Below are 21925 nucleotides of genomic sequence, written 5' to 3'. Positions count from 1 at the left end.
GGCCCGCCTTGGCGCCCTCGATCTGAGGGGACTGAGCGTGCTGCAGGTTCTCCTCGACGCCGCCAGCGCCCATGGCACCCGGGTGCGTCTTGAACCAGCGTCCGTTCCAGAGGGCTGGGAAGGCCCCGTCTTCACGAGGGGACCGGACGTGGCCGCTCTGCTGGAGGCACAGGCCGACCACGGTCGGCCGCTCGGTCAGTTGCCTCTGCCCTGAGGAGACCGCGCCGGGTGAGGACTTCGAGCACGTGGTCGGCGACCTGGAGGCAGTCCGCGCGGGTGCGGCGCTCGTCGGCGATCGCGTCGAAACGTAGATCGGCCGAGCGACTTCCTCGCGTGCCGGCCGTCCGCTGTCGTCGGGGACGCGCAGGTCCCGATATCCGTCCTGACTCATCGGCGCTCCTCAGCCAGGGGTGCCCGCCATCGCCTATCGCTGTCGCGCTTATGTCGCATCACGGCCGTGCGCGTCCTCTGCACCACCGCCTTGGTTCCGCTGCCGGGTGGCCCGGGCGGCGGGCCGAAGTGCGTCGGCGCGCAGCGTGGTCTACGGCAACTGCAGGAGGTTGAGCCGGTATTCCTCCACCTGCGACAGCCGCTGTCCGGCCAGATTGGCCAGCATCTCCCGATCGGCCGCCGGCAGCCGATCGTGCAGCGGCGTCGGCAACGTGGTGAGCGTGCACGTGGTGAGCAGTCGGGCGCCGGGGCGCCAGGCGGTGATCTCGGCCGGGTCGTCACACGCCCACTGCATGCGGGCCTCGACCTTGCTCAGGGCGTCGTGCTGTTCCTGGCCACCGATGATGGCGGTGCCCGCCGTGTCCAGGGCCAGCAGTGAGCCGGGGAAGGTCTCGGCGATCAGGTCGACCACGCGACGGACCTCGTCCGCCGGGAGGAACGGCAGGACGGCTTCGGCGGCGAAGAGGTAGGGCCCGTCCGACCGGGCGGCCACCGTCTCGGCCCAGGTCCGGTCCGTCACCGAGGCGGCGATCGCTGTCCGGCGCGGGGTGTCGTCGAAGAAGGCCCGGCGCAGTTCGATCACGTCGGGCAGATCGGACTCGAACCAGCGTGCCTGTCCGTTGTCCACGCGCTCGTAGCGGGTGTTGAGGCCCGTGCCGATCTCCACGACCGTGCCGGTGGGGTGCCGGGTGAGGAAGTCCGCGACCCAGTGGTCGAACAAGGTCGTGCGCAGGACCGTGCCCAGGAGGCTGGGCAGGTTGTCGAAGCGGGTGAAGTCGTAGTCGATGGCGTCGACGATCTCCTCGGCTCGTGGATCGCGGAGGACCGGTTCCTCCTTGCGGTTCTCCACCGCCCGGCCATAGAGCGGGATGAGGAGGGTCTCCTGGACCGTGCCCAGACGTACCGCGTGCTGTTCTGTCACAACTGCATCTCGTTTCAGTGAGCGGCTTCCAGGGTGGCGTGCGGGTCGAGGGCCCTCCCCCGCCGCCGCGCCCGGGCGAGCAGCCCGTGCCGGGGGGCCAGGCACCAGGTCAGGGCGAACAGCAGGGTCAGGACGCAGACGATGGAACCGCCGGCGGCCAGGTCATAGGCGTAGGACACGTACAGCCCGGCCAGTGCGCCGGTGCCGCCGAGTGCCGAGGCCAGCAGGGTCATCGCCCACAGCCGTTCGGTGAGCATGCGGGCGGCCGCGGCCGGGGTGATGAGCAGGGACAGCACGAGGATGTTGCCGACCGCCTCCAGGGACATCACGATCGTGGCGGTGACCACGGCGTAAAGGATCAGGTCGAGCCGCATCACCGGAAGCCCCGCCGCCCGGGCCGTCTCCCGGTCGAGGCTGACAGCCACCAGCTCCTTGCTGAACAGCAGGACGACCACCACCAGGACAGCGCCCAGTACCGCCGCGGTCCACACGTCCTCCGGGCCGACCGCGAGCACCTGCCCGAACAGGAACGACGACAGGTCGGTCGACCAGCTGTCCTGGGTGGACACCAGGACGATGCCGAGCCCGAACGCGCAGGAGAAGAACACGCCGATGACGGTGTCCTCCTTCAGGCGCCGGTTCTGCGAAACGAGCGCGATGAGGAGGGAGGTGGTGAGGCCTGCGAGGGCACCGCCGAGGAGCAGGTTGCCCTGGAAGGCGTAGGCGAGGGCCACGCCCGGGAACGCCGAGTGGGACACGGCCTCGCCGATGAATGCCATCCCGCGCAGCACGACGTACACGCCGACGACCCCGCACACCAGCCCGGTGATCACGGCGACAGCGAATGCTCTTTGCATGAAGGGGAGTTGCCAGGGGTCGGTCAGAAAGTCGAGGAACATCACGCGGCGGCTCCGATAGCGGTGTCCAGGCCGAAGGCCCGCAGCATCTGCTCGGGATCGGCCAGCAGCTCGGGGCCGCCCTCGGCGACGACCGTACGGTTGAGCAGTGCCACGCGGGAGCAGGTGCGGGCGGCTGCCGCCAGGTCGTGGGTGGTCATCAGCAGAGCCTTGCCGTCGGCGGCCAGGCGGCCGAAGAGGTCGTTGAGCAGTTCCTGGGTGGGCACGTCCACGCCGGTGAACGGCTCGTCCAGGAGCAGGAGTCGGGGATCGCTCGCGAGCGCGCGGGCCACGAGCACCCGCTGCCGCTGACCGCCCGACAGCTCCCCGATCGGCCGCCTGCGCAGATCGGCGAGGCCGACCCGTTCCAGAGCCTCCTCCACGGCTTTGCGGTCGGCGGGCCGTGCCCGGCGCAGCCAGCCGATGGAGCGGGTACGGCCGGACAGCACCGCGCCGGCGATGTCGATGGGGAAGTCCCAGGCGAACTCGTGGCGTTGCGGAACATATCCGACGAGATGGCGAGCGCGGCCGGGGGGCAGGCCGTCGATCAGCACTTCGCCGCCCGCCAGCGGCACCAGCCCCAGCACGGCCCGCAGCAGGGTCGTCTTGCCCGCACCGTTCGGCCCGAGCAGGCCCAGCAGCTCGCCCCGGTGCACGGTCAGCCGCGTGTCCTGCACGGCGGGCCTGCCGCCGAGGACCACGTGCACGTCCCGCGCCTGGAGCAGGGGTTCCGCGGCATTCACGCGCGGGCCCCCTCGGCGGTACGGCGCCTGCGGTTGACGGCGACGAAGGCCGTGCCGAGCGCGGCGAGTGCGGCGGCCGTACCGCCCATCGCGATCGCGTTCCCGGCACCGGTCGAGGCCATGGAGCCGCCGCTGCCGCTGTCGGAGGAACCGCCGGCGTCCGCAGTCGAGTCGTCGCCGGATCCTCCGGTGCCGGACGAGCCCTCGTTCGCCGCGTCGGCGCCATCCGTTCCGGAGGAGGAGCCGCTCCCCGATCCGCTGCCCGGTCGCACGGCGTTCGGGTCCTTGTCGCCGACCACGAACGCGACGGTCTCGGTGTCGCTGACCGCCGTGCCGTCGGCGAGCTTGCCGCTCATCTTGAAGGTGAGCCGGTACGTGCCCTCCTTGGTGAAGGCCCAGCCCCCGTGCGCGTGCGTGTTCGCCGGGATGTCGAAGGCGTCCGGGACCCCGTCCTTGCTGTTGAACAGGACGGTCGCGCCCGACATGGCGTCGTAGGTGTAGAGGGCGGCGGTGCCGGGACCCTTGACTGCGGTGAGGGAGAAGGTGACTGCGCCCTTGGTGGCCCCCGCCTGGATGTTGTCGGTGGACCAGCCGGGCCACAGCAGCCCGTCCTGCTGCACCTGGTCGAGCAGCCACACGGGATCCCCGGGCTTGCCGAGGAAGGCGAAGTCGTCACTGTCCGGAAGACTGTTCCTCGCGGCGGGCTTCACGTGCAGGACCACCGACGAGGGCTCGCGCCAGGTGGTCTTCCCGGAGACCGTGCCGTCCTTGATGTGGATCTGCATCCTGCGGGCCATGACGCGGGCGGCGATGTCGATGTGGCCTTCGTCGATGACCTTCGGTGTCGAGACGACCGTCTCGGCCCGCACGGCGCCGGGGGCGGACAGCTTCCCGGCGGCGGGGGCGGACGGCAGGGACGGGACCGTCGGCCCAGTGACCGGGGCGATGAGGTTCGGCGGCTCAGCCGAAGGCGTCCCACCGGGGGCGACCGCAGGCGGGGCAGCGCTGTCCGGCAGTGCGTCGGCCTGGTCGGCCGCTTCTGCCCCGACCAACACCGTGCGGACGGCTCCGACGGACAGCTCCCGTCCGTCGACCGTCCTGGCGTCGGCGGTGAAGATGGCCTGATAGGTGCCTTCGGCGGTGAACTCCCACCGGGTGGCTCCCTCCTGTCCCACGGGCAGCTCGTAGCCGTCGGGCAGCCCGTCCGCGCTGTCGAACAGCAGCGCATCCCCCTCGCCGTCCCCGCCGCGCGCGTACACCTTGAGGTCGCCCGGCCCGTCGAGCCCGGTCAGCGACCACCGCACGGTGTCCTGGTCCACGACGCCCTCCGGCACCCCGGTGGTGTCCCACCCGGGCGCCGGCACGTCATCGGCCGGCCTCGCGTCGGGGAACACGATGACGGGTGCCGCGGTCCCTTCCTGGCCCGCCGCCCCGTCCAGGCTCAACTCCCCTTCCACGTAAGCGATCCGGCCCGGACCTGAGCCAGGGGAGGTGCCGCCGTCCTGCGCCGCAGCCACGCCGCTGCCCGCGAGCGTGGCCACAAGCGCCACCGCCACGGCCACGCGCTCCCTGCGTGTGTTCCTCATGACCCTCATCACGCTTTCCTCCCCAGGCACTTGGCGAGCTCGGTCGCGTTGTGCCGCATCATCGATACGTAGTCGTGGACCCGGTCGTCGAAGGAGTCGCCGTAGATCGTGCAGACCCGGACACCCTGGTCCTGGGCAACGCGCTTGAGGACGTCGGCGCGGGCTGCCAGGTTCGGCTCCAGGAACACCGACGGGACCTCCTTCTCGCGGATGGTGGTGCCGAGTTCCTCCACCTCGGCCGCGCTGGGCTCGCGGTTGGGCACCGGTACGACAAAGCCAGCGACCTCCATGCCATACGCCTTGGCCAGGTAGCCGAAGGCGTCGTGCGTGGTGATCAGCTCGCGGTTGTTCTCCGGAATGGCCGCCAGCGTGCGCCCGACTTCCTGGTCGAGGGCGCCGAGCGTCTTCAGATAGGCGGCGGCGTTCTTCTCATACGTCGCCTTCCCCTCCGGGTCGGCCTTGATCAACTCGGCCTCGATGCGGCGGACGTACGCCTGGGCGTTGGCGACGTCCTCCCAGGCGTGCGGGTCCATATCACCGTGGACGTGCTTGCCGATCACCGCCTGCGGCAGCACCCAGACCTTGTCACCGGGCCGGCCGAGGAAGGCGTACGGCTTCTCCTTCGGAACGGCCTCCTTCGCCCGGTCGGGCACGTTCAGGACGACCTCGCCGGCCGGATGCCGGGTGCGTGCCCCGCTCTCGCCGTCCTCCGCGCGGACGTCGACCTTGCCGCTCTGAGCGTTGAGTGTGACGTCGGCATGTCCGCCGTCGAGCACGGTCGCCCCCGTGGGGGCGTCGGTCTCATCGCCGACGGTGAAGGTGAAGGTGCCGCTGCCGAACTCCTCGGTCTTGCCGTCGAGGGTCTCCGTGCGGCCTTCCACGGTCAGCTTGTAGGTGCCGGCCTTGCTGAACGCCCAGTTGACGTGCGTGTGCGCCTCGGGCGGCAAGGTGAAGGAGTCCTTGGCGTCGAAGCCGTCGGCCGAGTCGATGTACACGTTCGGCTTGCCGAGCGTGTCGGTGAGGTAGACGCGCAGCTCGCCGGGTCCCTCCAGCCCGGTGGCGGTCGTACGGACCTGGGACCCGTCACCGGCGACCTCGCCCTCGACGGCCCAGCCCAGCCAGAGCACGTCGAGCCCGAGGTCCTCCTCCAGCTTCATGACCGTGCCGCCGTACTGCTCCAGCTTCTCGGCGAGCGCGATCTTCGGGGCGGCCTTGGGGGCGTTGTTGTGGACCATCTTCGTGATGCCGGGCTCCTCCAGCAGCAGCCCGTTACTGAAGACCAGATCGGCCACGGCGACCCGGGCCGCGTCTTTCGGGCTCGGCTCGTAGGAGTGCGGATCGCCGTTCTGCGGCACGATCGAGGTGACGTCGACGCGCTCCCCGCCCACCTGCTTCACGAGATCCGCGACGATCGCCGTGGTCGTCGAGACCGTCAACGCGGCGCCGGACGAGCCGGGCTGCTCGCCGCTGCACCCGACGGCCGCCGTGGCGAGCAGCACGCAGCCTGACGCGAGCGCGGCCCTTGTCCTCGTGGTGCCTCTGGGGTTACCCCGCATGAGGCTCCTCCTTCTCTTGCGCCCCCGGTGGCGGGGACATAACTGAGCCGCGTACGGCAGGCCGGCACGCTGCCGGGCCGGTCCGCCGTACGCGGAGTTCCTATCGAGCGGTACGCCGACGGCGGACCGCTATTACGGCCGTGCTGCCCATGAGCAGCGCGGCTCCGGCGATACCGACGAGCACCGCGGCACCCGTACCGGTGGAGGCGAGCCCGCCGGCCGGGGTGCTGCCCAGTGCCGCACCGCCGTCCGTGCCCGTGCCGCCAGAACCGGTCCCCCCGCCCGTCGATCCGCCGCCCGAGACGGACGACGGCGGGCCGGCCGTCGGCGACCCGGACGGCGGACCGGAGGAGGAAACCGACGGTGACGGCGAGGCCGGGGCGGACGAGGAAGGTGATGCCGTAGCCGTCGGGGTGGCCGTCGGCTCGTCACCCGCTCCCGGTGTCACCGTCGACGGGTCCACGTCGTCTCCGACGACCCAGGCGATCGTCTCGGTGTCGCTGACCTTCCGGCCGTCGGCAAGGGTGGCGCTCCACGTCCAGGTGGTGCGGTAGACACCCTCGGCGGTGAAGGCCCAGTAGGTGTGCCGGTGGGTGTCCGCGTTGATGGTCGTGGCGTCCGGCAAGCCGTCACCGCTGTTGAACTGGACGTCCGTCCCGCCCAGCGCGCCGTCGCTGAACAGGGCCACGCTTCCGGGACCCCGCACGGAGTCGAGCCGGTAGGTGAAGCGGCCGTCGATCTCCTGCTTGGCCCAGTCCGCGGTGGACCATCCCGGCCACACGATGTCCGGGTGCTGGCTCAAGGGCAGCCACCACACCGGGTCGCCGGGGGTGCCGAGGAAGTCGTACCCCTGGGGGATCTTCCGCCTTGCGACCGGGGTCACGTGGAAGACGACCTCTCCCGGCTGGTACCAGTCGTAGTCCTCGGCGCTGCCCTCCTTGAGTTGGAACTCGAGAGCACCGTCCACCTTGCGGGCCGCCAGGTCGACGTGGCCCTTGGCGATGACATGGCCCTTCGGGGAGGTGGCCGTCGGGCTCGGGGGCGCGGTGCCGGTCGGGGTGGGGGTCGTTGTCGGCGTGGAGCCGTCGCCCGGCAGGACGTCGGCGGGGTCGACGTCGTCCCCGACGACCACGGCGAGGGTTTCGGTGTCCGTGGCGGTGCCGCGGGTCACGGTGAAGGTGAGGCGGTGGACGCCCTCGGCGGTGAACATCCAGATGGGCAGCTGCCGTTCCTCGTCGCCGGACAGGGTGAAGGAACGGGGGGCGTCGCCGGTGCTCCCCAGGTGGATGTCCGGAGCCTCGTCCGACCAGTCCATCTCCTGGGTGTACGTGAACATGCCGAAGTCGCCCGGTCCTTCGTACCCGGCAAGCGCCACCTCAGTGTCACCGCCTGCCTCGGCGCCCTGCCAGCCGGGTTCGGGCGCGAAGAGGTCCTCGGACGCCCAGCCGTTGAGCTGCCAGGTGTCCTGATCCGTGGTGCCGAGCGCGTTGGCGGCCGGGTTCGGGGTGTACTGCAGGGAAAGCTGGGGCACGTGCAGGACCACGGCGGAGGGCTCGCGCACGACCGGCGTGTCACCGCTGCGGTCGTCGATCTGCAACTGCAGTTCACCGTCGACCAGTCGGGGCGTGAGGTCCAGCTCGCCCTCGCCCAGTACGACGGCACCGCCGGCGGCGCGGGCGTCCCCGCTGCCGCCGGCGACCAGCCCTGCCGCGCCCACGAGTACCGCGACCGCCGCGGTCACCACCGCGGTCGTGTATGCGCGTTCGCCGCGCGTCAGGGCCCCCATCACGAGCTGACGACGACGGTGAACGTCTCGGTGGCGGCCTTGGTGACGCCGCCGACCGTGCCGGACACCCGGAAGGTCAGCTTGTAGGTGCCGGGCTCCTCGAAGGCCCAGTTCGCGTGGTTGTGCGTGCCGACACCGAACGTCTTGGACTTGTAGCTGGTGGTGGCCGTGTTGCTGTCGTACCAGCGGGCACCGGCGCCTGCGTAGACGCTGAAGTCCTCGGTGGAGGAGCCGTTCCTGGTGGCGCCGGTGAGGCGGTAGGTCACCGCGTTGTTCGCGAAGACACCGCTGTTCAGGTGCTCGGTGGAGATGCCCGGGAAGAGCACGCCGGCGGCGTCGGCCTTCAGCTCGTCCTCCGGCAGGAGCCAGACCTGGCTGCCACTGCCCAGGAAGCCGTAACCCGGGTTGCGAACCTTCGCAGCAGCAGGCACCGACAGCGTGACGTCGGCCGGGTCGTACTCGGCGCCGCTCTCCTCGTCGTGGATGTGCAGGTGCAGGTTGCTGCCGTCCCACTCGGCGTCGAGGACATCGACGTGGCCGCTGCTGAGCGTGGTGGCGGCCGCCGCCGGGGTCGCTACGAGGCCGCCGAGCGCGACAGCCGCGGCAACGGAGCCGGAGATGGTCAAAGTGCGGGCAAGGGTACGCAAGGTGATTCCTTCAGATGATGAGAGTGGTGCGGAGACGGACCGGAGGGGGAAAGCGGCTCGGATCGTTCCGCTACGGAACGTCGTTCACGGCACGCATGGCGAAGCCCCCCGATCGAGCACCGCATCATTGACGATGCGCTGACAAGTCACATGGTAATCATTTTCAACTATGGCGGCAATGGAGTTGTGCGTGACATGTGCGAGTCCTGCGAACGACAGGGCCGTGAACCGGCCGGTGACAGAGGCCCGTTGGGGGTACCCGATCCGCACGCCGAGGGCCGGCCCGCCCGCACAGTCCGGGATCGGGCCGTGGGTGTTTGCCGCCGGGGACCGCTGAACGACGGGGGCTGGCGCTTTATGTGCAGCGTCGTCATGACCGAGACCTGCAGCGGGCGGTGCAGGATGCAGCGGCGGACAGAGTCAGCTACTGATGTTGGTGGGTGGGTCGTCCAGGGGGAAAAAGTGCCTGCTGGCAGTGGGCCCGGCTGGAGCCGTTGTTGCCACAGGGCATCAAGCCGGCCGTCCGCGGGTGTGGACGCGGCGGCAGCTGATGGACGGCATACGGTGGCGGACCCGGGCAGGTGCCCCCTGGCGCACTGTGCCGGAACGCTACATGCCCTGGGACCGGGTCTATGACCTGTTCCGCCGCTGGCAGCGGGATGGCACATGGGCCAGGATCGTCACCCACCTCCAGGTCGAGGGGGATGCGAAGGGCTTGATCACCTGGACGTAAACATCGGCTCCACCGTCTGCAGGGCCCACCAGCACGCGGCCGGGGCAGCGAAGAGGGGGATCTGCCAAAGGAACCGCCCGGCGGCATTGCCGTCGAGCTGGCCGACCACGGCCTCGGACGCTCCCGAGGCGGCGAGGCCGGGCACCGGCCTGCCGGTGGGTGGGTGACGACGATGACCCGCCCGTCGTCCAGGCGGGCAGCGAGCGCCTCGTACGGACCGTCCGGCACCGCCTGCCGGTATGGCATCATTCCCGGCCGCCGGGTGAGTCCGGCGATCAGTCAGACGAGCCGGGCCTTGGCGTCCCACCCGTACGAAACGGCCACGTACGCGCGGGAGGCGGGGTCCTCGACACCAGCACGTTTGGAAGAGCTGCGCCGTAGCGCGCCGAATACGCCGAGGCGACATGAAGGTGCACAGCGCACATCGCGTGTACCTCCCTGTCCTCTCCAGGACTTCTACAGCACCGCCCGCGAGCGACAGATGGCAGTCGTGACATGGGTCGACTGAACAACTGCATGCGAGTCAGGGCCTGGCCCGGCATGCCTGGCCGTAAACGACGCCGCACTTTGGATCAGCCGGCCTGGCCCAAGGCGCGCAAGCGGTCAGCAATGTCGTAGACGGTGAGCCGCAGAGCGCGGATGTCGGAGATCAGGTCCCGCCACGGCTCGAAGGAATCGTCGATCTCCTCCCCGGAAGCACGGATGTACGCGACGGCCACGCCGTATCCGAAGTACGCGTTGCGGGCCGGCAGCGGGCGCAGCAGGACCAGCTGCTCGAGCAGGGCGGCAGCCCGCCAGTAGGCGTCGGGCTCGCCCATGTCCAGCTGGGGTGTGTTCACCCGGTGCCGGGCGACGGCTGCCACCAGGGCCGAGTAGTCCCGGACCCCGAGTTCCTTGCCGAGCAGTTCTTCTTGCCGGTCGAGGAGCCACCGGATGTCGATATGCAGTTCCAAGGGTCAGGCCGCCCGCCCTGCGGTGTTTCGCCGGGCTGGAGCGTCGTCGGGGAAAGCCTCGTCGAACGCCTCGGCCAGGCCGGGGCGGGCGATGATCTCGCGGAACACGGCCGTCGCCTTGCTCAGCTTGATCTGGTTCTCTTCCACTATGGCCAGCTCGGCCAGGTAGGCGCGCACGCTCTGTCCGCGGGCCGCGGCGACCGCAGCGAACCGGTCCCTGGTCTCGGAGTCGACCTTTACGGTGGTATCAGCCATACCTCGAGTATGCACCCATGGGTACCTTCGCGAATACCTGTACCGGGAAGCGGCCGCGCGTAAGAGCGGCGGCACGGCCAGGCGGACCTGTGAGCGGGCGGCAGACTGACGCCAACCACCGCATACGGACGCCCGTTGGAAGGCCCAGCACGAGGGCCCGGGTCGCCGGTGTCCTGCCGGTCACTCCGAGATCACGGCCTCGGTGGTGTGGCGCAAGCACCACACCACCCAGCCCGAGGCCAGGCCGGCGGCTGCCTCACCAGCTCTCCTAGCTGTACGGCATCTTGTAAATGTCCGCCAAATACGTCAGGCCACAGGTCGGCGAGGGTCTGGCAGTTCTCGACGGCACGATTGATGTGGCGAGTGCCGCCCCGCGGCGGCCCAGCTGTCCCACCGCTACGCCCGATTCGGCCACCACGTAGTGAGGAGGGCCTCAACGCGTTCAGTCCCTTCCGCTCAGTCCCTTGTAAACGTGCAGGTCACGGCGGTGAACGACGTCCACAAGGGACCCAAGGGACTCTAGTTGGCAATTATGGGCGAGTCATGCGTGTGTGTATGCGCGGGCGTATCTGTCGAGGTATGCATACGTAAGTGGCTCATAATTGGAGTTCTCAGTCCCTACAGTCCCTCTCGGATGCCCTATCCCTCTCCTGAGCTGCGGAAATGCCCAGGGACTCAAGAAGGGCTGAGTCCTCGGGGCTGCTGCGCTCAGGCCCTGTCCGGAGGGCAGCAGCAGAACAGGTTGGTGGGGGATCGGAGCTATGAACCCTAGGTGGGATGTGTCCGTCCGACGGGGCTGATTGGGTGCCTGTGCCGTCCCTGTCTCTCCAGGGTTGCCCGATAGATGAATCACGGTCCCTTCAGACACTCTCATCAAGGGCATTACGGGCATACCCCGCACAGTCTGGTCACTTTTTCAGAAACTCAAGGGACCGTAGGGACCCGAAAACCGATACGGCGCCACGCGGGGGAGCTGCGTTCTGTCCCCGCTCCGGGGTCCTACACTCTCTTCCAAAAGCCAGTCCCTATAGTCCCTTTGGTCCCTCACTCCAGCACGCGCCCGCCCCGGCCGGGCCAGTCAGGAACCGCAGGGCAAGACCCTCACCGAAGGACAGACGCGTGCCCGGCCCCGACGTGACGAGAGTGCCCGCCTCTGCTGCGCGGGCGGCCGCACCCCACGCCGTGGCCCGCTGGTGTGCCGAACAGGGCTGGCCGGTCCACCCCTTGGCAACCGGACGCAAGACGCCCGCCGCCAACTGCCCGGCCTGCAAGGACAAACACCACGCTCCCTCGGGATGCCCCTGTATCCCCGCCGGCCGCCCCTGCCACGGATTCCACGCCGCGACGACCAGCACGACGCGCCTCGACGGCTGGTGGTCCGATCACCCTTCCTGGGGCGTCGGCGCGGCCTGCGGAGAGGCCGACCTGATCGTCATCGACATCGGCGCGCACGCCGTGCCGGTCCCGGACCGCAGCCGACTCCTGCCCGGCACCGCCATCCAGGACTCCGCGAACCGGGATGGCCTGGCCTCCGGACTTCTGTCCGCGCCACTGCCCGAGTGGCTGCGCGAGGAACTCATTCGGACCAGACACACGATTCAGCGCCCGCCAGCCTCGTCCCGGCCCACCATCCCCCGCAGCCGCCGGCCGAGAAAACCCGTACGTGCGCACCGCGTCCTGGACCCGCTCCTGCTGGAGGTCACCGACTGCGCCGCACCGCCCGAGGGAACCGCCTTCACCGAAAAGCTCAACAAGGCCACCTACACGGCCGGAGGACTGGCGGCCGCCGGGCACCTCGACGAACACACCGCGCGCGCCCTGCTGCGCGAGGCCGCCGACACCGCGCGCCCCTGGCAAAGAGCGCGCAACGAACGCATCATCGACGACGCCCTCGCCGCCGGGTCCGCCCGCCCGCTCCACCTCGAAGGACGCTCATGAGCAGCGCCGAGACGCCGCGCTTCGACGCCACCGCCGCTGCCCAGCAGATGCTGGACCTTGAACAGACACACCAGCAGCCGGCCGCCCTGCCCGCCCAGGCCCACACCTCCCCCCTCGCCCCGCCGGCACCGGCCTGGGCGTTGTCGGCACCCCTGCCCGCAACCCTCACCGACCGCGGCAACGCCAAGCTGTTCGTCAAGCTCTACCGCGATCAGTTCCGACACGTCGAAGGCCTCGGCTGGTTCTGCTGGGACGGCTACCGCTGGAAGCGCACCGGCGGCGAGAAAGCCGCCCTGTGGGCCGCGGGCGAGATGGCCGAAGACATGCCCGACACCGACCCCCGCGGACTCTTCAGCGACCGCGAGCTCCGCCACCACAAAAAGCGCACCCTCTCGACCACCGGCATGAAAGCCCTCCTCACCCAAGCCAAGGCCTCCCCCGACCTGTCCGTCGACCCCGACACCCTCGACGGCGACCCCTACGCCTTGTGCACCCCTGCCGGTGTCGTCGATCTGAACACCGGCCAGCTGCGCAAACCCGACCCCACCCGCGACTTCCACTCCCGAGCCACCAGCGTCGCCCCCCAGCGGACAGGGACACCACGCTGGCACCGCTTCCTGTACGACACCTTCGGTGACGACGCCGAAGGCCAGGAGATGATCGATTTCCTGCACCTGTTGCTCGGTTACTCCATCACCGGTGATGTCGGCGCCCAGGTTCTGCCCTTCCTCCACGGCCACGGCAAGAACGGCAAGAGCGTCCTCCTGGACGTCATGATCCAGATCCTGGGGGACTACGCGGATGCCGCCCCGCCCGGATTCCTCATGGACCGCGGCGCGTTTTCCGAGCATTCCACCGAGCTCACCGAGCTCCACGGCCGCCGCCTGATCGTCTGCAGCGAGCTCAAGCCCAACGACAAGTTCGACGAAGCCCGCGTTCGCCTCCTGACCGGCGGAGACAAGATCAAAGCCCGCAGGATGCGGCAGGACTACTTCTCCTTCAGCCCCACCCACCACCTGTGGCTGCTCGGCAATCACCGCCCCGAGGTCTCCACCGGCGGTTTCGCGTTCTGGCGCCGTATCCGCCTGCTTCCCTTCGAGCGCACCGTCCCCGACCACCGCAAGATCGACAATCTGGCGCTCGAACTCGTCCGCGACGAAGGCCCCGGCATCCTGCAGTGGCTCATCGAGGGCGCCCGCCGCTACCTCACCACCCGTGACAACCTCGAAGGACCCGACCGCGTCCGCATTGCCACCAGCGCGTACGCCAACACCGAGGACCACATCGGCCGCTTCCTCACCGAATGCTGCACCCGCGACCTCGAGGCCCAGCCCGACCTGCGCGTCGAACAGGGTCTCCTGTACGCCGCCTACGCCTCCTGGTGCAGTACCGGCGAAGGCATCCGCCCCGCCGGCACCCGCGCCTTCGCCACTCGCGTCCGACAGGAAGTCGGCCTCGCCTCACCCACCGACATGATCAAATCCAACGGCCGCAAGTACTACCCCGGCCTCGCCCTGCTGGACAGTCCCTCATGAACCAACTCCCGCCCTCTTTCCGCGAACTGCCACACACCAGCCCCGGCCCTCAGCAGTCTCTACCCACCCGCATCCGCCCCGCCTACCATGGAACTGCAGGGGCACGTCCAGAAGCGGGCGGAACACCAAACCACGAGGCGGGCCGCCGGCCGGCCCCGCAGACGGAGGAGGGGCAACAGCCATGAGCTCGCTACTGACCGAGGGCGATCTCACCCACGAGGAACACGTCGTGTGGCTGGAAGACCCCGAAAACTTTGACTACGTCCGCCAGGCCCTCGACAAGACCCGCCGCCGGAACACCAAACCCCCTTATGCGCGCGACGGCCGCATGGTCGGCTACGCCCTCCTCGACGACCAGGCCGAACCCGACCCCGACAGCGGCCTGTACAAGCGGCGTGTCTTCTTCCTGCTCCCGCACGACCGCGACAGCCTCCCGGGCGGCCTGTACCGCGAAGGTGCCCCCGGTGAAGCCGTCGACCCGCGCACCATCGAGGTGAAAAAGGTGGGCGAGAAGACACCACGTTCGCAGAGCGGCCCGGCTGCCATAACCGGCTCACGCTCCTGATGGTTTGAGTGCGCCAGCAGCTCACTCCTGCCGCAGGGGTCGGCGGAGCGTGACCGGGCACAGCAGTGGTGGGCGCCGGGCGGGGAAGGATCTTCAGTGAGGCATTGAGGGGACACGCCGCACAGCCGGTGTCCGCGACCGCCTGAAACAGCTTCTCGACCGTCTCCAGAGACCGCCGCCGCTGGTTGCGTCAAGGCAGCCCCTCGCACAAGAGGATCTCGATGGCATCCGCTGCGCGGCTGCTCCGCAGCCCTATGACGGGAGACATTAACCTGAGGCGATCGTCAGGCGACGGTCGGTGAAGGGGGAGGCATAGTTCCGCTATCTCATGATCACGTTGAGAGAGCGGCCGCTCACACACCATGCTGTCGTGCAACTCCTCCGGGGAGCCTGAGCACCGCCTCGGAGGGCTTTTCCAGACACTGGTACGTCCTTTCGGGAAGACAATGACAAGCCAGCAGGTGATGACCGTCATCATCCTGACGGGGTCCTCACATGGAGCACTGATGACCGTGTTGGGGTAAGTCACCGCGCTAATTGCCCTGTTGCCCACGCTGGGACTCTTCAGGCGCCGCCGTGGTAGCCCGGGAAGCGCGGAGACGGTCTGCTGGATGAAAACACCCCACGTACGGGCGGCCAGCTGAGCCTTCCCGCCGCCTCGGGCGCCCGCCGGAGCCGATCTGCCAAAAGGCAGGCGTAGCGCACCGGACATGGCTGAAGTCCGTCCGCAGTCGCTTCGCCGCCAGCGGCCTGACCCTGGACGGACTGGTCAGCCGCTCCGGCTTCTCCAAGACCGGCTGCCAGAACTCATGCGCGGCAAAGGTCTGTACTCCACATGGGAGATCACCTACAGCGGGCTCCGCGCCCTGGTCATACCCGTCACCTTGGCAGCGGGCCAGCGACCGAGCAGTCAGCGACCGGGCGACTCTTCAGTCGCTCACCCGCACGCCGCGAAAGCCTGCAGGTCAGGAAGGTGAGGGCAGGGCGACAGCGACTCAAGCGACCGGAGTTCGGGTATGTGACGGAGCCACTATCCCGGGAGTGCTTGTGCGTCATATATGGAGAGCTTCAGTCGCTTGAGTCGCTGATTCCTCACTAGTACCCCTGTGACCTGCTGTTTTTTCGTACGTTGATCCGGGCGACTGAAGCCGGCTCAGTCACTTGGGGGGATCGTCTGGTCGCTCATCCCGCCCTGACGCTCCCTTGACCGACACGGTGTCCGGTTCTTTTGCATGTGCTCCACAACCCAACGGCTCCGGTCGTTGGGTTGTGTCTGTCGTTCGGTCGCTTCAGTCGCTAATCGGGGATGCTCATGCCTATGAGCTGCGCTTTTCTCCCAGCGACTCATCCCAGCCCGCGCGGAGGGCTTCGGCCGCACCGGGCCGTGGTCACCACGCGCTGGTGCGGCCGCCGCATTTGGTCGCAGCATCCCCCCTGGCGGCGGACGCAAGACGCCGGCTGCGAACTGCAGTGACTGTCGCATAACTCCGCACCTCGGGTCCCGTCAGTCCCATCGGACCTTGAACGGTGTTCTGACGTGCGGAGAACACAGACACGGGACTCACGGGATCAAGCCGGGCGAGGCCCCTGGGGCGTTCACCCGCGCATCGCGCCCTGGCGGGGGGACTCCTTCCGTAAGTTCGGAGCAAGCTTTGTCCGCCACAGTGGTTGGCCAGCCCTGTCATCCAGGCCCTTCGGGCACACCGCTGTATCGACGTGACAGGGGCGCCGCCGGAAGCGGCTTTCGGCGGTACGGCGACAGAAGGACGACAGAAGGAGAGCCGATGACTTCTTCGAAAGGCCTGCCTACCCGACGCGCCGTCCTGGCGGCCGGCGCTGCCGCAGCAGCAGCGGCGACCATCCCGCTGGCAGGGACCTCGCACGCGGCGCCCAGCGACCTCGACACCCGTCTGACCGCTCTGGAGGACCGGTACGGTGTCCGGCTGGGTGTGTATGCCGAGAACCTCGCCAGCGGGCGCTCTGCCGCCTACCGTGCGGACGAACGTTTCCCGGTCAGTTCGTTGTACCAGCCGCTCGCGGCTGCGACAGGCTTGCGCGACTCCGGTCCGATCAACGACTTCCTCGTTCAGCGCATCCGATACAGCACCGCCGACCTCGTGCCCGGGTCCCCGATCACCAGTGAGGCCGGCAACCTGGCCAGCGGCATGCTCGTCATGGACCTCTGCGACGGGGCCCTGCGCCTCGGGGACCGAACCGCGGGGAACCTGGTGCTGAGGAAGGTCGGTGGTCCGAGCGCAGTGACAGCCTTCTGCCGTTCGGTCGGTGACTCCGCCACTCGGCTCGACCATTACGAGCCGGACCTGAACTCGGCGGAGCCCGGACGGATCGAGGACACCACCACCGCTCGGGCCATCGGCGTGACCTATGCCCGGCTGCTCGTGGGTGACGCTCTCCACCCGTCCGCCCAGAGCTGGTTGGGAGGCTGGATGGTGGACAACGAGACCGACGGTGAGCGGCTGCGTGCCGGTCTCCCCGAGACCTGGCTGCTCATGAGCAAGACCGGGGAGAGCGCGTACGGCACTGACCACAACGTGGGGGTGACCCTGACTCAACCAGGCAAGCAGCTGCTCCTGCTGTCCGTGTTGACGGCGAAGGCCCAGCCTGATGCCGTGCCAGATCACAGGGTGATCGCGGAAGCGGCGCGACTCCTGACGGCGGAACTCGCCTGACCCGCCGGCGCTCCGGGAGCCCAGCGACCGAGCCAGGGGGCCAGTGACTGAGGCAACCTCGGTCACTGGCCCCCGTCTCTCTAAAGCCGCAGGTCAGGCGAGCGCGCAGCCGTACGTAGCGACTGAAGCGACTGAATATCTGCATCTATGGCGCCCCCCGGGAGGGGGAAAGGATGGTCTTCATGTATTCGGAACTTCAGTCGCTTCGGTCGCTGGGAAGTTTTCCACGCATGCCTTGACCTTCAGCGGCTCGACCGCATAGAGACCAGCTGTTCCACGAGGTCGGCGGACCTCGGCCCGGCCTGCACCTTGCTGTACTCGGCGGCGAGGCCCCTGGCCCGGTCGCGGTAGGAGTGGACGTCCAGGACTCGGCGCACCGCGGTGCGCAGTACCGCCTCGTCCGGCGTGTCTGTACGCAGATCGATGCCAGCTCCGGCGTAGGCGACCCTCGCCGCCACCTCTGGCTTCTCCTCGGTACGCCCGGCCACCACCAGCGGCACCCCGTGCTTCAGTGCTTCATTCACGCCGCCGAAACCGCCGTTCGTCACCATGGCGCTCACGTGGGGCAGAAACTCCGGATAGGGGAGATAGGGGGCGATGTAAGCGTTGGGCGGCAGCCCGGGGAACTGGCGTGTTGTCGCGGCGTCCCCCAGCGTCGCCACCACGGTCACGGGTTCCCTGGCGAGGGCGCGGAAAGCCGGCAGCAGGAGGTTGTCGAGCTCCGTGTTGGCGACTGTGCCCTGGGTGACATGGACGATCGGCCGCCCCGATGAGCGGACGTCGTCCCACCAGGACGGCATGGCCTGTGCGGGAGCGGCCTCATCGGACAGGGAGCCGATGAAGTGCACCTGGGAGGGCAGATCACTGCGGGGATACTCCAGGCCGGCCACCCCGCTCTGCAGGTGCAGGTAAGGCGAAACACCAGAGCCCATGAGGTCTTCCCGCGTCGCAGGCAGGCCCGCCTCCCGGCGCAGGCGGTCGCGGTGGGCCACCACGTCGCGCATGACGATGTTGCTGAAGACGAATCGCAGCACCATGTTGCGCACGCGCCCCATGCTGGTGCTGCTTGGAGGCAGACCCGAGCCGAACGGTGCGGTGTCCCGGCTCGGCAGCATCAGCGGAGCCGAGCCGACGCTCACCCACGGGACGCCCACACGTTCGCTGAGCATCCGGATGGCCCCGAACCCCGGGTCGCACAGCAGCACGTCCGCGTGAGTGTGCCCGTGCAGCCGGCCCAGTTCGCCGGCCTGGGCCGCGGACGGCCCCATGAACAGGTGCTTGAGGTCCCACTTCATCCGGTTCAGCGCCTTGAGCTGTGCCCGCTCCGGATAGAGCTCGTTGAGAGGGCCGGCGAACATGTCCAGCCCTGAGCTCATCGGCTCCAGACGGGCGCCGGTCTTCTCGACGTCGGCGGCGTACCGGTCGGATGTGTACCAGCGCACCGAATGCCCTCTGGCCACCAGCTCACGCACGACGGGCTGGAGGGACAGGACATGACCGGCTGCCGGGAGCGTACCCACGAGAATTTCTGCCACGGAGACTGCTACGGCGTCCCCGACGGCCCGGTTCACATCTCGAGCGCACGCACCGCGCACCGGGCCGGAACATTCCATCGGCGGGCGTGCGGGACGGTGCTGTCAGCGTCCGCCGACGACACTAGGATCCGGATTCGTGCCGGTCGAGAATCGCGTGCTTGATGGCCTCGCTGGTGGCAATGAACTGCTCGATGCTGTGCTCGTCGAGGTCGCGGACCGAGGTGTGCTCCAACGTGGCCCACATACGCTCGAGCGGGCGCCGCATCCCCTCACCCTTCGGGGTGAGCCGGACGCGCATGGCTCGCCGGTCGTGCTCGGTCGGCTCGCGCTCCACCAGTCCGCGTTCCTGCATGCGCTTCAAGGACTTGGAAACGGTCGAGTGGTCCAGTCCGACGGACGCGAGCAGTTCGGCCTGGGTCTGTCCGTCGCGCTCCATCAGCTGCATGAGCAGGAGTTCCTGCCCGGGATGCAGGTCCAGCTCGCGCAGCAGTTCAGCGGCGTAGGCGCGGTGGGCACGGGCCAGCGAGAAGATCGCGAAACTGAGGCGTCCGGTGCTTACGGGGTTGGTGCCGGTCTTGGGGACCGTGCCGGTCGCTTCGCTCATGGTGTTCACTTCCCGAGTGTTCCGTAGGGCCGTGCGGAGTACGTGTGCGCGTACCGGATGCGAACTGCCGCGACAGGGCGATCAAACGCCCGGCGCCGGGTCGCTGTGCGGTGACAGCGCATGATCACAGCCCGCCCGGCGCGCTTGTGTGGTTGGCCACGCTATCAGCGAGAGCGCAATCCCCGCCCGCCGGGAGAGAGGGCGGGCGGGGAGCCACGGCGCTACGCGAGGAAATCGGTCAGCTCCTCCAGCAGTGCCTGGGGACGTTCCTCGGGCGGGAAGTGGCCGCTGCCGTCGATCACCGAAGTACGGACGTGGGATGCGACGGGGCGTAGGGCGTCCGCCAGTCGGGTGCCGACGTTGTGCTCACCGCCGACCGCCAGGAGCGGCATGTCAAGGTGACCGTCGGCGTCCGCCCATTGCCGGTTGGTGCGCCCGTCCTCGAGGAGGGTGCGGTAGTGCGCGAATCCGGCGCGCAGGGCCTGTCGTCCCCGGTAGGTGGCGGTGACGGCGTCGATCTCCTCGGGGGTGAAGACGCCGGGAGTGGCCGACAGACGCGGGAACCACCACTGGAAGAAGGCGCGTTCACTGCCCTCGAAGAGCAGCTCGGGTACCTCGGGCGTCATGAACAGGCCGAAGTGGAAGGAGCCGCCCCCGGCCGGGTTCATCGCCTTCTCCAGCCCGAACCCGGGGACGGCCAGCTCGATCAGCGCGAGCCGCTGCACCTGGTGGGGGAAGAGCCGGGCGAAGGAGAAGGCGACCATGCCGCCGATGTCGTGCCCGACGAGGCGTACCGGGCCGGTCACGCCGAGCGCGGTGAGCAGCTGCCGCATGTCCTCGGCCTGGTTGTCCTTGGAGTACCCGCCGTCGGGGTGCGCGGAGTGCCCGGTGCCCCGGAGGTCGGGAACGATGACGGTGTAGCCCTGGTCGGCCAGGGGCCGCATGAGGTGCCGCCAGGCCCGCCATGTCTGGGGCCACCCGTGCAGCAGCAACACCGGCTCTCCCACCCCTCCGACAACGGTGTGCAGGTCGGTCCCGTTGACGGTGATGTGGTGACTGGTGAACCCCTTGGGCAGGTCGTTGTTCGTGTCGTCAGACATGGTGCTCCTTCTGGGAAAACGGGACTCAAGGGTGGTAAGTGGTTGTTCGGACAACAAGAAGGGTCAGCCCTTGGCATGCCGGTCGGCGATGGCCTGCCGGATGACCTCGCACGACGCGATGTACTGCTCGATGGCCGGGGTGTCCATGCCGTGTGTGGTGACGTCTTCCAGGGCCGACCACAGGCGCTGGAGGGGGCCACGCAACGCCTCGCCCTTGTCGGTGAGCCAGACGCGCATCACCCGCCGGTCGTGTTCGGCGGCTTCCCGTCTCACCAGTCCGCGTTCCTCCATGCGCTTCAGGGACTTGGAGACGGTTGAATGGTTGAGCTCTACAGAGGCCAGCAGCGCTGTCTGGGTCTGCCCGTCCCGTTCGAGCAGCCGCATCAGCAGCAGCTCCTGACCGGGGTGCAGGTCCAGGGTGCGCAGGAACGTGCACGCGTAGGCGCGGTGGGCGCGCGCCATCGCGAAGACGGCCCAGCTGAGGCGGCCGGTGGGTACGGGGCCGGTGCCGCTCACGCTCCTGTTCTCAGACATCTCGTAGCGCCTTCGGGGTCTTTTGCACGGTGGATGGGCCGGGCTCGGCGAGGGCGGTGGTGATGCCGCCGCCTTTCCGGTCCTACGGCGCGTGGCCGAGCGCGGCGAGCTGCTCCGCGAACGGGACGATCTCGGGTGCCTGCCCGGGCACTTCGCGTCCGCCGGGTTCGTCGGCCGCACGGGAGGGGACGAGGCGTGCCAGTTCGTGGGCGGCTCGTCCGATCCTGGCCGGCAGGTCGGCGGTATGGGCGTCGCCGGCCGTGCCCCAGTCCTCGGTGGCGGCGAACACCCCGGTCGGGACGGTGAGGGCGTGCAGGTAGGTGAAGAGCGGGCGCAGGGCGTGCTCCAGGACCAGGGAGTGCCGGGCGGTCCCTCCGGTGGCCGCGATCAGCACGGGGGTTCCGGTCAGCGCGGTGGGATCGAGCAGGTCGAAGAACGACTTGAACAACCCGCTGTACGAGGCGCTGAAAACGGGGGTGACGGCGATGACGCCATCCGCCCGGGTCACTGCGTCCAGGGCAGCTTCGAGTTCGGGACCGGGGGAGCCGAGCGTCAGATTGCGGGCGATCTCCGCGGCGAGTTCGCGTACCTCGACGACGCTGACCTCCACGGCGTATCCGGAGCCGGCCAGCTCCTGCCGTGTGGCCTCGGTCAGCCGGTCGGCCAGCAGCCGGGTGGAGGAGGGGTCGCTGAGGCCCGCCGAGACGACGCTCAGGCGCAGCGGCCTCATGAGGTCGCCCCCTGCAGGCGGGCCGTGCGCTGGGCGGGGTGGAGGGGGCCGTCCGGTATCCCGGCGGGGCGGCCGGCGGCGAACTCCTTGCGGAGCACGGGGAGGATCTCGCCGAACAGGTCGAGCTGTTCGAGGACGGTCTTCTCCGGCATGCCGCCCGGATCCAG

General features: G+C 69.1%; 20 protein-coding genes and 1 pseudogene. 5 read left to right on the top strand and 16 right to left on the bottom strand.

Going from position 1 to position 21925, the window contains the following annotated elements:
- The 8 genes from M8H82_RS35345 to M8H82_RS35310 form a co-directional block, all read right to left on the bottom strand.
- Positions 1–391, bottom strand: a 391-nt coding sequence (locus tag M8H82_RS35345) for a hypothetical protein (protein ID WP_250079659.1), incomplete at its 3' end; no start/stop codon positions are given.
- A gap of 150 nt (positions 392–541) precedes the next feature.
- A complete protein-coding gene (locus M8H82_RS35340; RefSeq protein WP_250079657.1) occupies positions 542–1372 on the bottom strand; it encodes a class I SAM-dependent methyltransferase in 831 nt (276 codons plus the stop codon).
- Positions 1373–1386: 14 nt separating this feature from the next.
- On the bottom strand, positions 1387–2271 hold the full coding sequence (locus tag M8H82_RS35335; RefSeq protein ID WP_250079655.1) for an anchored repeat-type ABC transporter permease subunit: 885 nt from the start codon (positions 2269–2271) through the stop codon (positions 1387–1389).
- Positions 2271–3011, bottom strand: a complete 741-nt coding sequence (locus M8H82_RS35330; protein WP_250079652.1) for an anchored repeat-type ABC transporter ATP-binding subunit — start codon at positions 3009–3011, stop codon at positions 2271–2273. The genes M8H82_RS35335 and M8H82_RS35330 overlap by 1 nt, the downstream gene beginning before the upstream one ends.
- Positions 3008–4567 (bottom strand): TIGR03773 family transporter-associated surface protein, encoded by a 1560-nt coding sequence (locus M8H82_RS35325; protein ID WP_250079650.1) that lies wholly within the window; start codon positions 4565–4567, stop codon positions 3008–3010. Before M8H82_RS35325 ends, M8H82_RS35330 begins: the two co-directional genes overlap by 4 nt.
- 38 nt (positions 4568–4605) lie before the next feature.
- Positions 4606–6153: an anchored repeat ABC transporter, substrate-binding protein gene (locus M8H82_RS35320; RefSeq protein WP_250079649.1), complete on the bottom strand. Its 1548-nt coding sequence runs from the start codon at positions 6151–6153 to the stop codon at positions 4606–4608.
- A 100-nt stretch (positions 6154–6253) separates the two neighbouring features.
- On the bottom strand, positions 6254–7939 hold the full coding sequence (locus M8H82_RS35315; protein ID WP_250079647.1) for a choice-of-anchor M domain-containing protein: 1686 nt from the start codon (positions 7937–7939) through the stop codon (positions 6254–6256).
- Positions 7939–8586 (bottom strand): choice-of-anchor M domain-containing protein, encoded by a 648-nt coding sequence (locus M8H82_RS35310; RefSeq protein ID WP_250079645.1) that lies wholly within the window; start codon positions 8584–8586, stop codon positions 7939–7941. The genes M8H82_RS35315 and M8H82_RS35310 overlap by 1 nt, the downstream gene beginning before the upstream one ends.
- 430 nt (positions 8587–9016) lie before the next feature.
- Here M8H82_RS35310 and M8H82_RS36695 point away from each other — a divergent pair, with 430 nt between their 5' ends.
- A complete protein-coding gene (locus tag M8H82_RS36695) occupies positions 9017–9319 on the top strand; it encodes a transposase (protein ID WP_308293304.1) in 303 nt (100 codons plus the stop codon).
- A 572-nt stretch (positions 9320–9891) separates the two neighbouring features.
- On the opposite strand, the gene M8H82_RS35300 is transcribed toward M8H82_RS36695, so the two are convergent.
- Positions 9892–10272: a toxin Doc gene (locus M8H82_RS35300; protein WP_250079640.1), complete on the bottom strand. Its 381-nt coding sequence runs from the start codon at positions 10270–10272 to the stop codon at positions 9892–9894.
- A gap of 3 nt (positions 10273–10275) precedes the next feature.
- Positions 10276–10527 carry an antitoxin MazE7 gene (locus M8H82_RS35295; protein ID WP_250079638.1) on the bottom strand — a complete coding sequence of 84 codons (252 nt, stop codon included), beginning with the start codon at positions 10525–10527 and terminating at the stop codon, positions 10276–10278.
- A 1182-nt stretch (positions 10528–11709) separates the two neighbouring features.
- Between M8H82_RS35295 and M8H82_RS35290 the strand changes: the two genes are divergently transcribed.
- The 4 genes from M8H82_RS35290 to bla all read left to right on the top strand — a co-directional run bounded on the left by M8H82_RS35290 (position 11710) and on the right by bla (position 17255).
- A complete protein-coding gene (locus M8H82_RS35290) occupies positions 11710–12465 on the top strand; it encodes a bifunctional DNA primase/polymerase (RefSeq protein WP_250079661.1) in 756 nt (251 codons plus the stop codon).
- Positions 12462–14000: a phage/plasmid primase, P4 family gene (locus M8H82_RS35285; RefSeq protein ID WP_250079636.1), complete on the top strand. Its 1539-nt coding sequence runs from the start codon at positions 12462–12464 to the stop codon at positions 13998–14000. Before M8H82_RS35290 ends, M8H82_RS35285 begins: the two co-directional genes overlap by 4 nt.
- 181 nt (positions 14001–14181) lie before the next feature.
- A complete protein-coding gene (locus tag M8H82_RS35280; RefSeq protein ID WP_250079634.1) occupies positions 14182–14565 on the top strand; it encodes a DUF6009 family protein in 384 nt (127 codons plus the stop codon).
- A gap of 1784 nt (positions 14566–16349) precedes the next feature.
- The gene (gene bla / locus M8H82_RS35275; protein ID WP_250079632.1) at positions 16350–17255 is read left to right on the top strand and encodes a class A beta-lactamase; all 906 of its coding nucleotides are present in this window, start codon (positions 16350–16352) and stop codon (positions 17253–17255) included.
- A gap of 242 nt (positions 17256–17497) precedes the next feature.
- Here the strand turns inward: bla and M8H82_RS35270 are convergent, their stop codons facing one another.
- The 6 genes and pseudogenes from M8H82_RS35270 to M8H82_RS35245 form a co-directional block, all read right to left on the bottom strand.
- Complete coding sequence (locus tag M8H82_RS35270) at positions 17498–18790, bottom strand: nucleotide disphospho-sugar-binding domain-containing protein (protein ID WP_250079631.1); 1293 nt, start codon at positions 18788–18790, stop codon at positions 17498–17500.
- Positions 18791–18911: 121 nt separating this feature from the next.
- Positions 18912–19394 (bottom strand): MarR family winged helix-turn-helix transcriptional regulator, encoded by a 483-nt coding sequence (locus M8H82_RS35265; RefSeq protein ID WP_250079630.1) that lies wholly within the window; start codon positions 19392–19394, stop codon positions 18912–18914.
- A 221-nt stretch (positions 19395–19615) separates the two neighbouring features.
- Positions 19616–20494: an alpha/beta fold hydrolase gene (locus tag M8H82_RS35260; protein ID WP_250079628.1), complete on the bottom strand. Its 879-nt coding sequence runs from the start codon at positions 20492–20494 to the stop codon at positions 19616–19618.
- A 63-nt stretch (positions 20495–20557) separates the two neighbouring features.
- A complete protein-coding gene (locus tag M8H82_RS35255; RefSeq protein WP_250079626.1) occupies positions 20558–21028 on the bottom strand; it encodes a MarR family winged helix-turn-helix transcriptional regulator in 471 nt (156 codons plus the stop codon).
- 82 nt (positions 21029–21110) lie between these two features.
- A complete protein-coding gene (locus tag M8H82_RS35250) occupies positions 21111–21758 on the bottom strand; it encodes an FMN reductase (protein ID WP_250079623.1) in 648 nt (215 codons plus the stop codon).
- A pseudogene (locus M8H82_RS35245) lies at positions 21755–21925 on the bottom strand (5,10-methylene tetrahydromethanopterin reductase); the annotation flags it as partial. The pseudogene M8H82_RS35245 and the gene M8H82_RS35250, both read right to left, overlap by 4 nt.

Source organism: Streptomyces sp. YS415, assembly GCF_023544665.1.
GTDB lineage: Bacteria > Actinomycetota > Actinomycetes > Streptomycetales > Streptomycetaceae > Streptomyces.
Note: the sequence above shows the minus strand (reverse complement) of the source record. Positions and strands in the feature narration are given on the sequence as shown.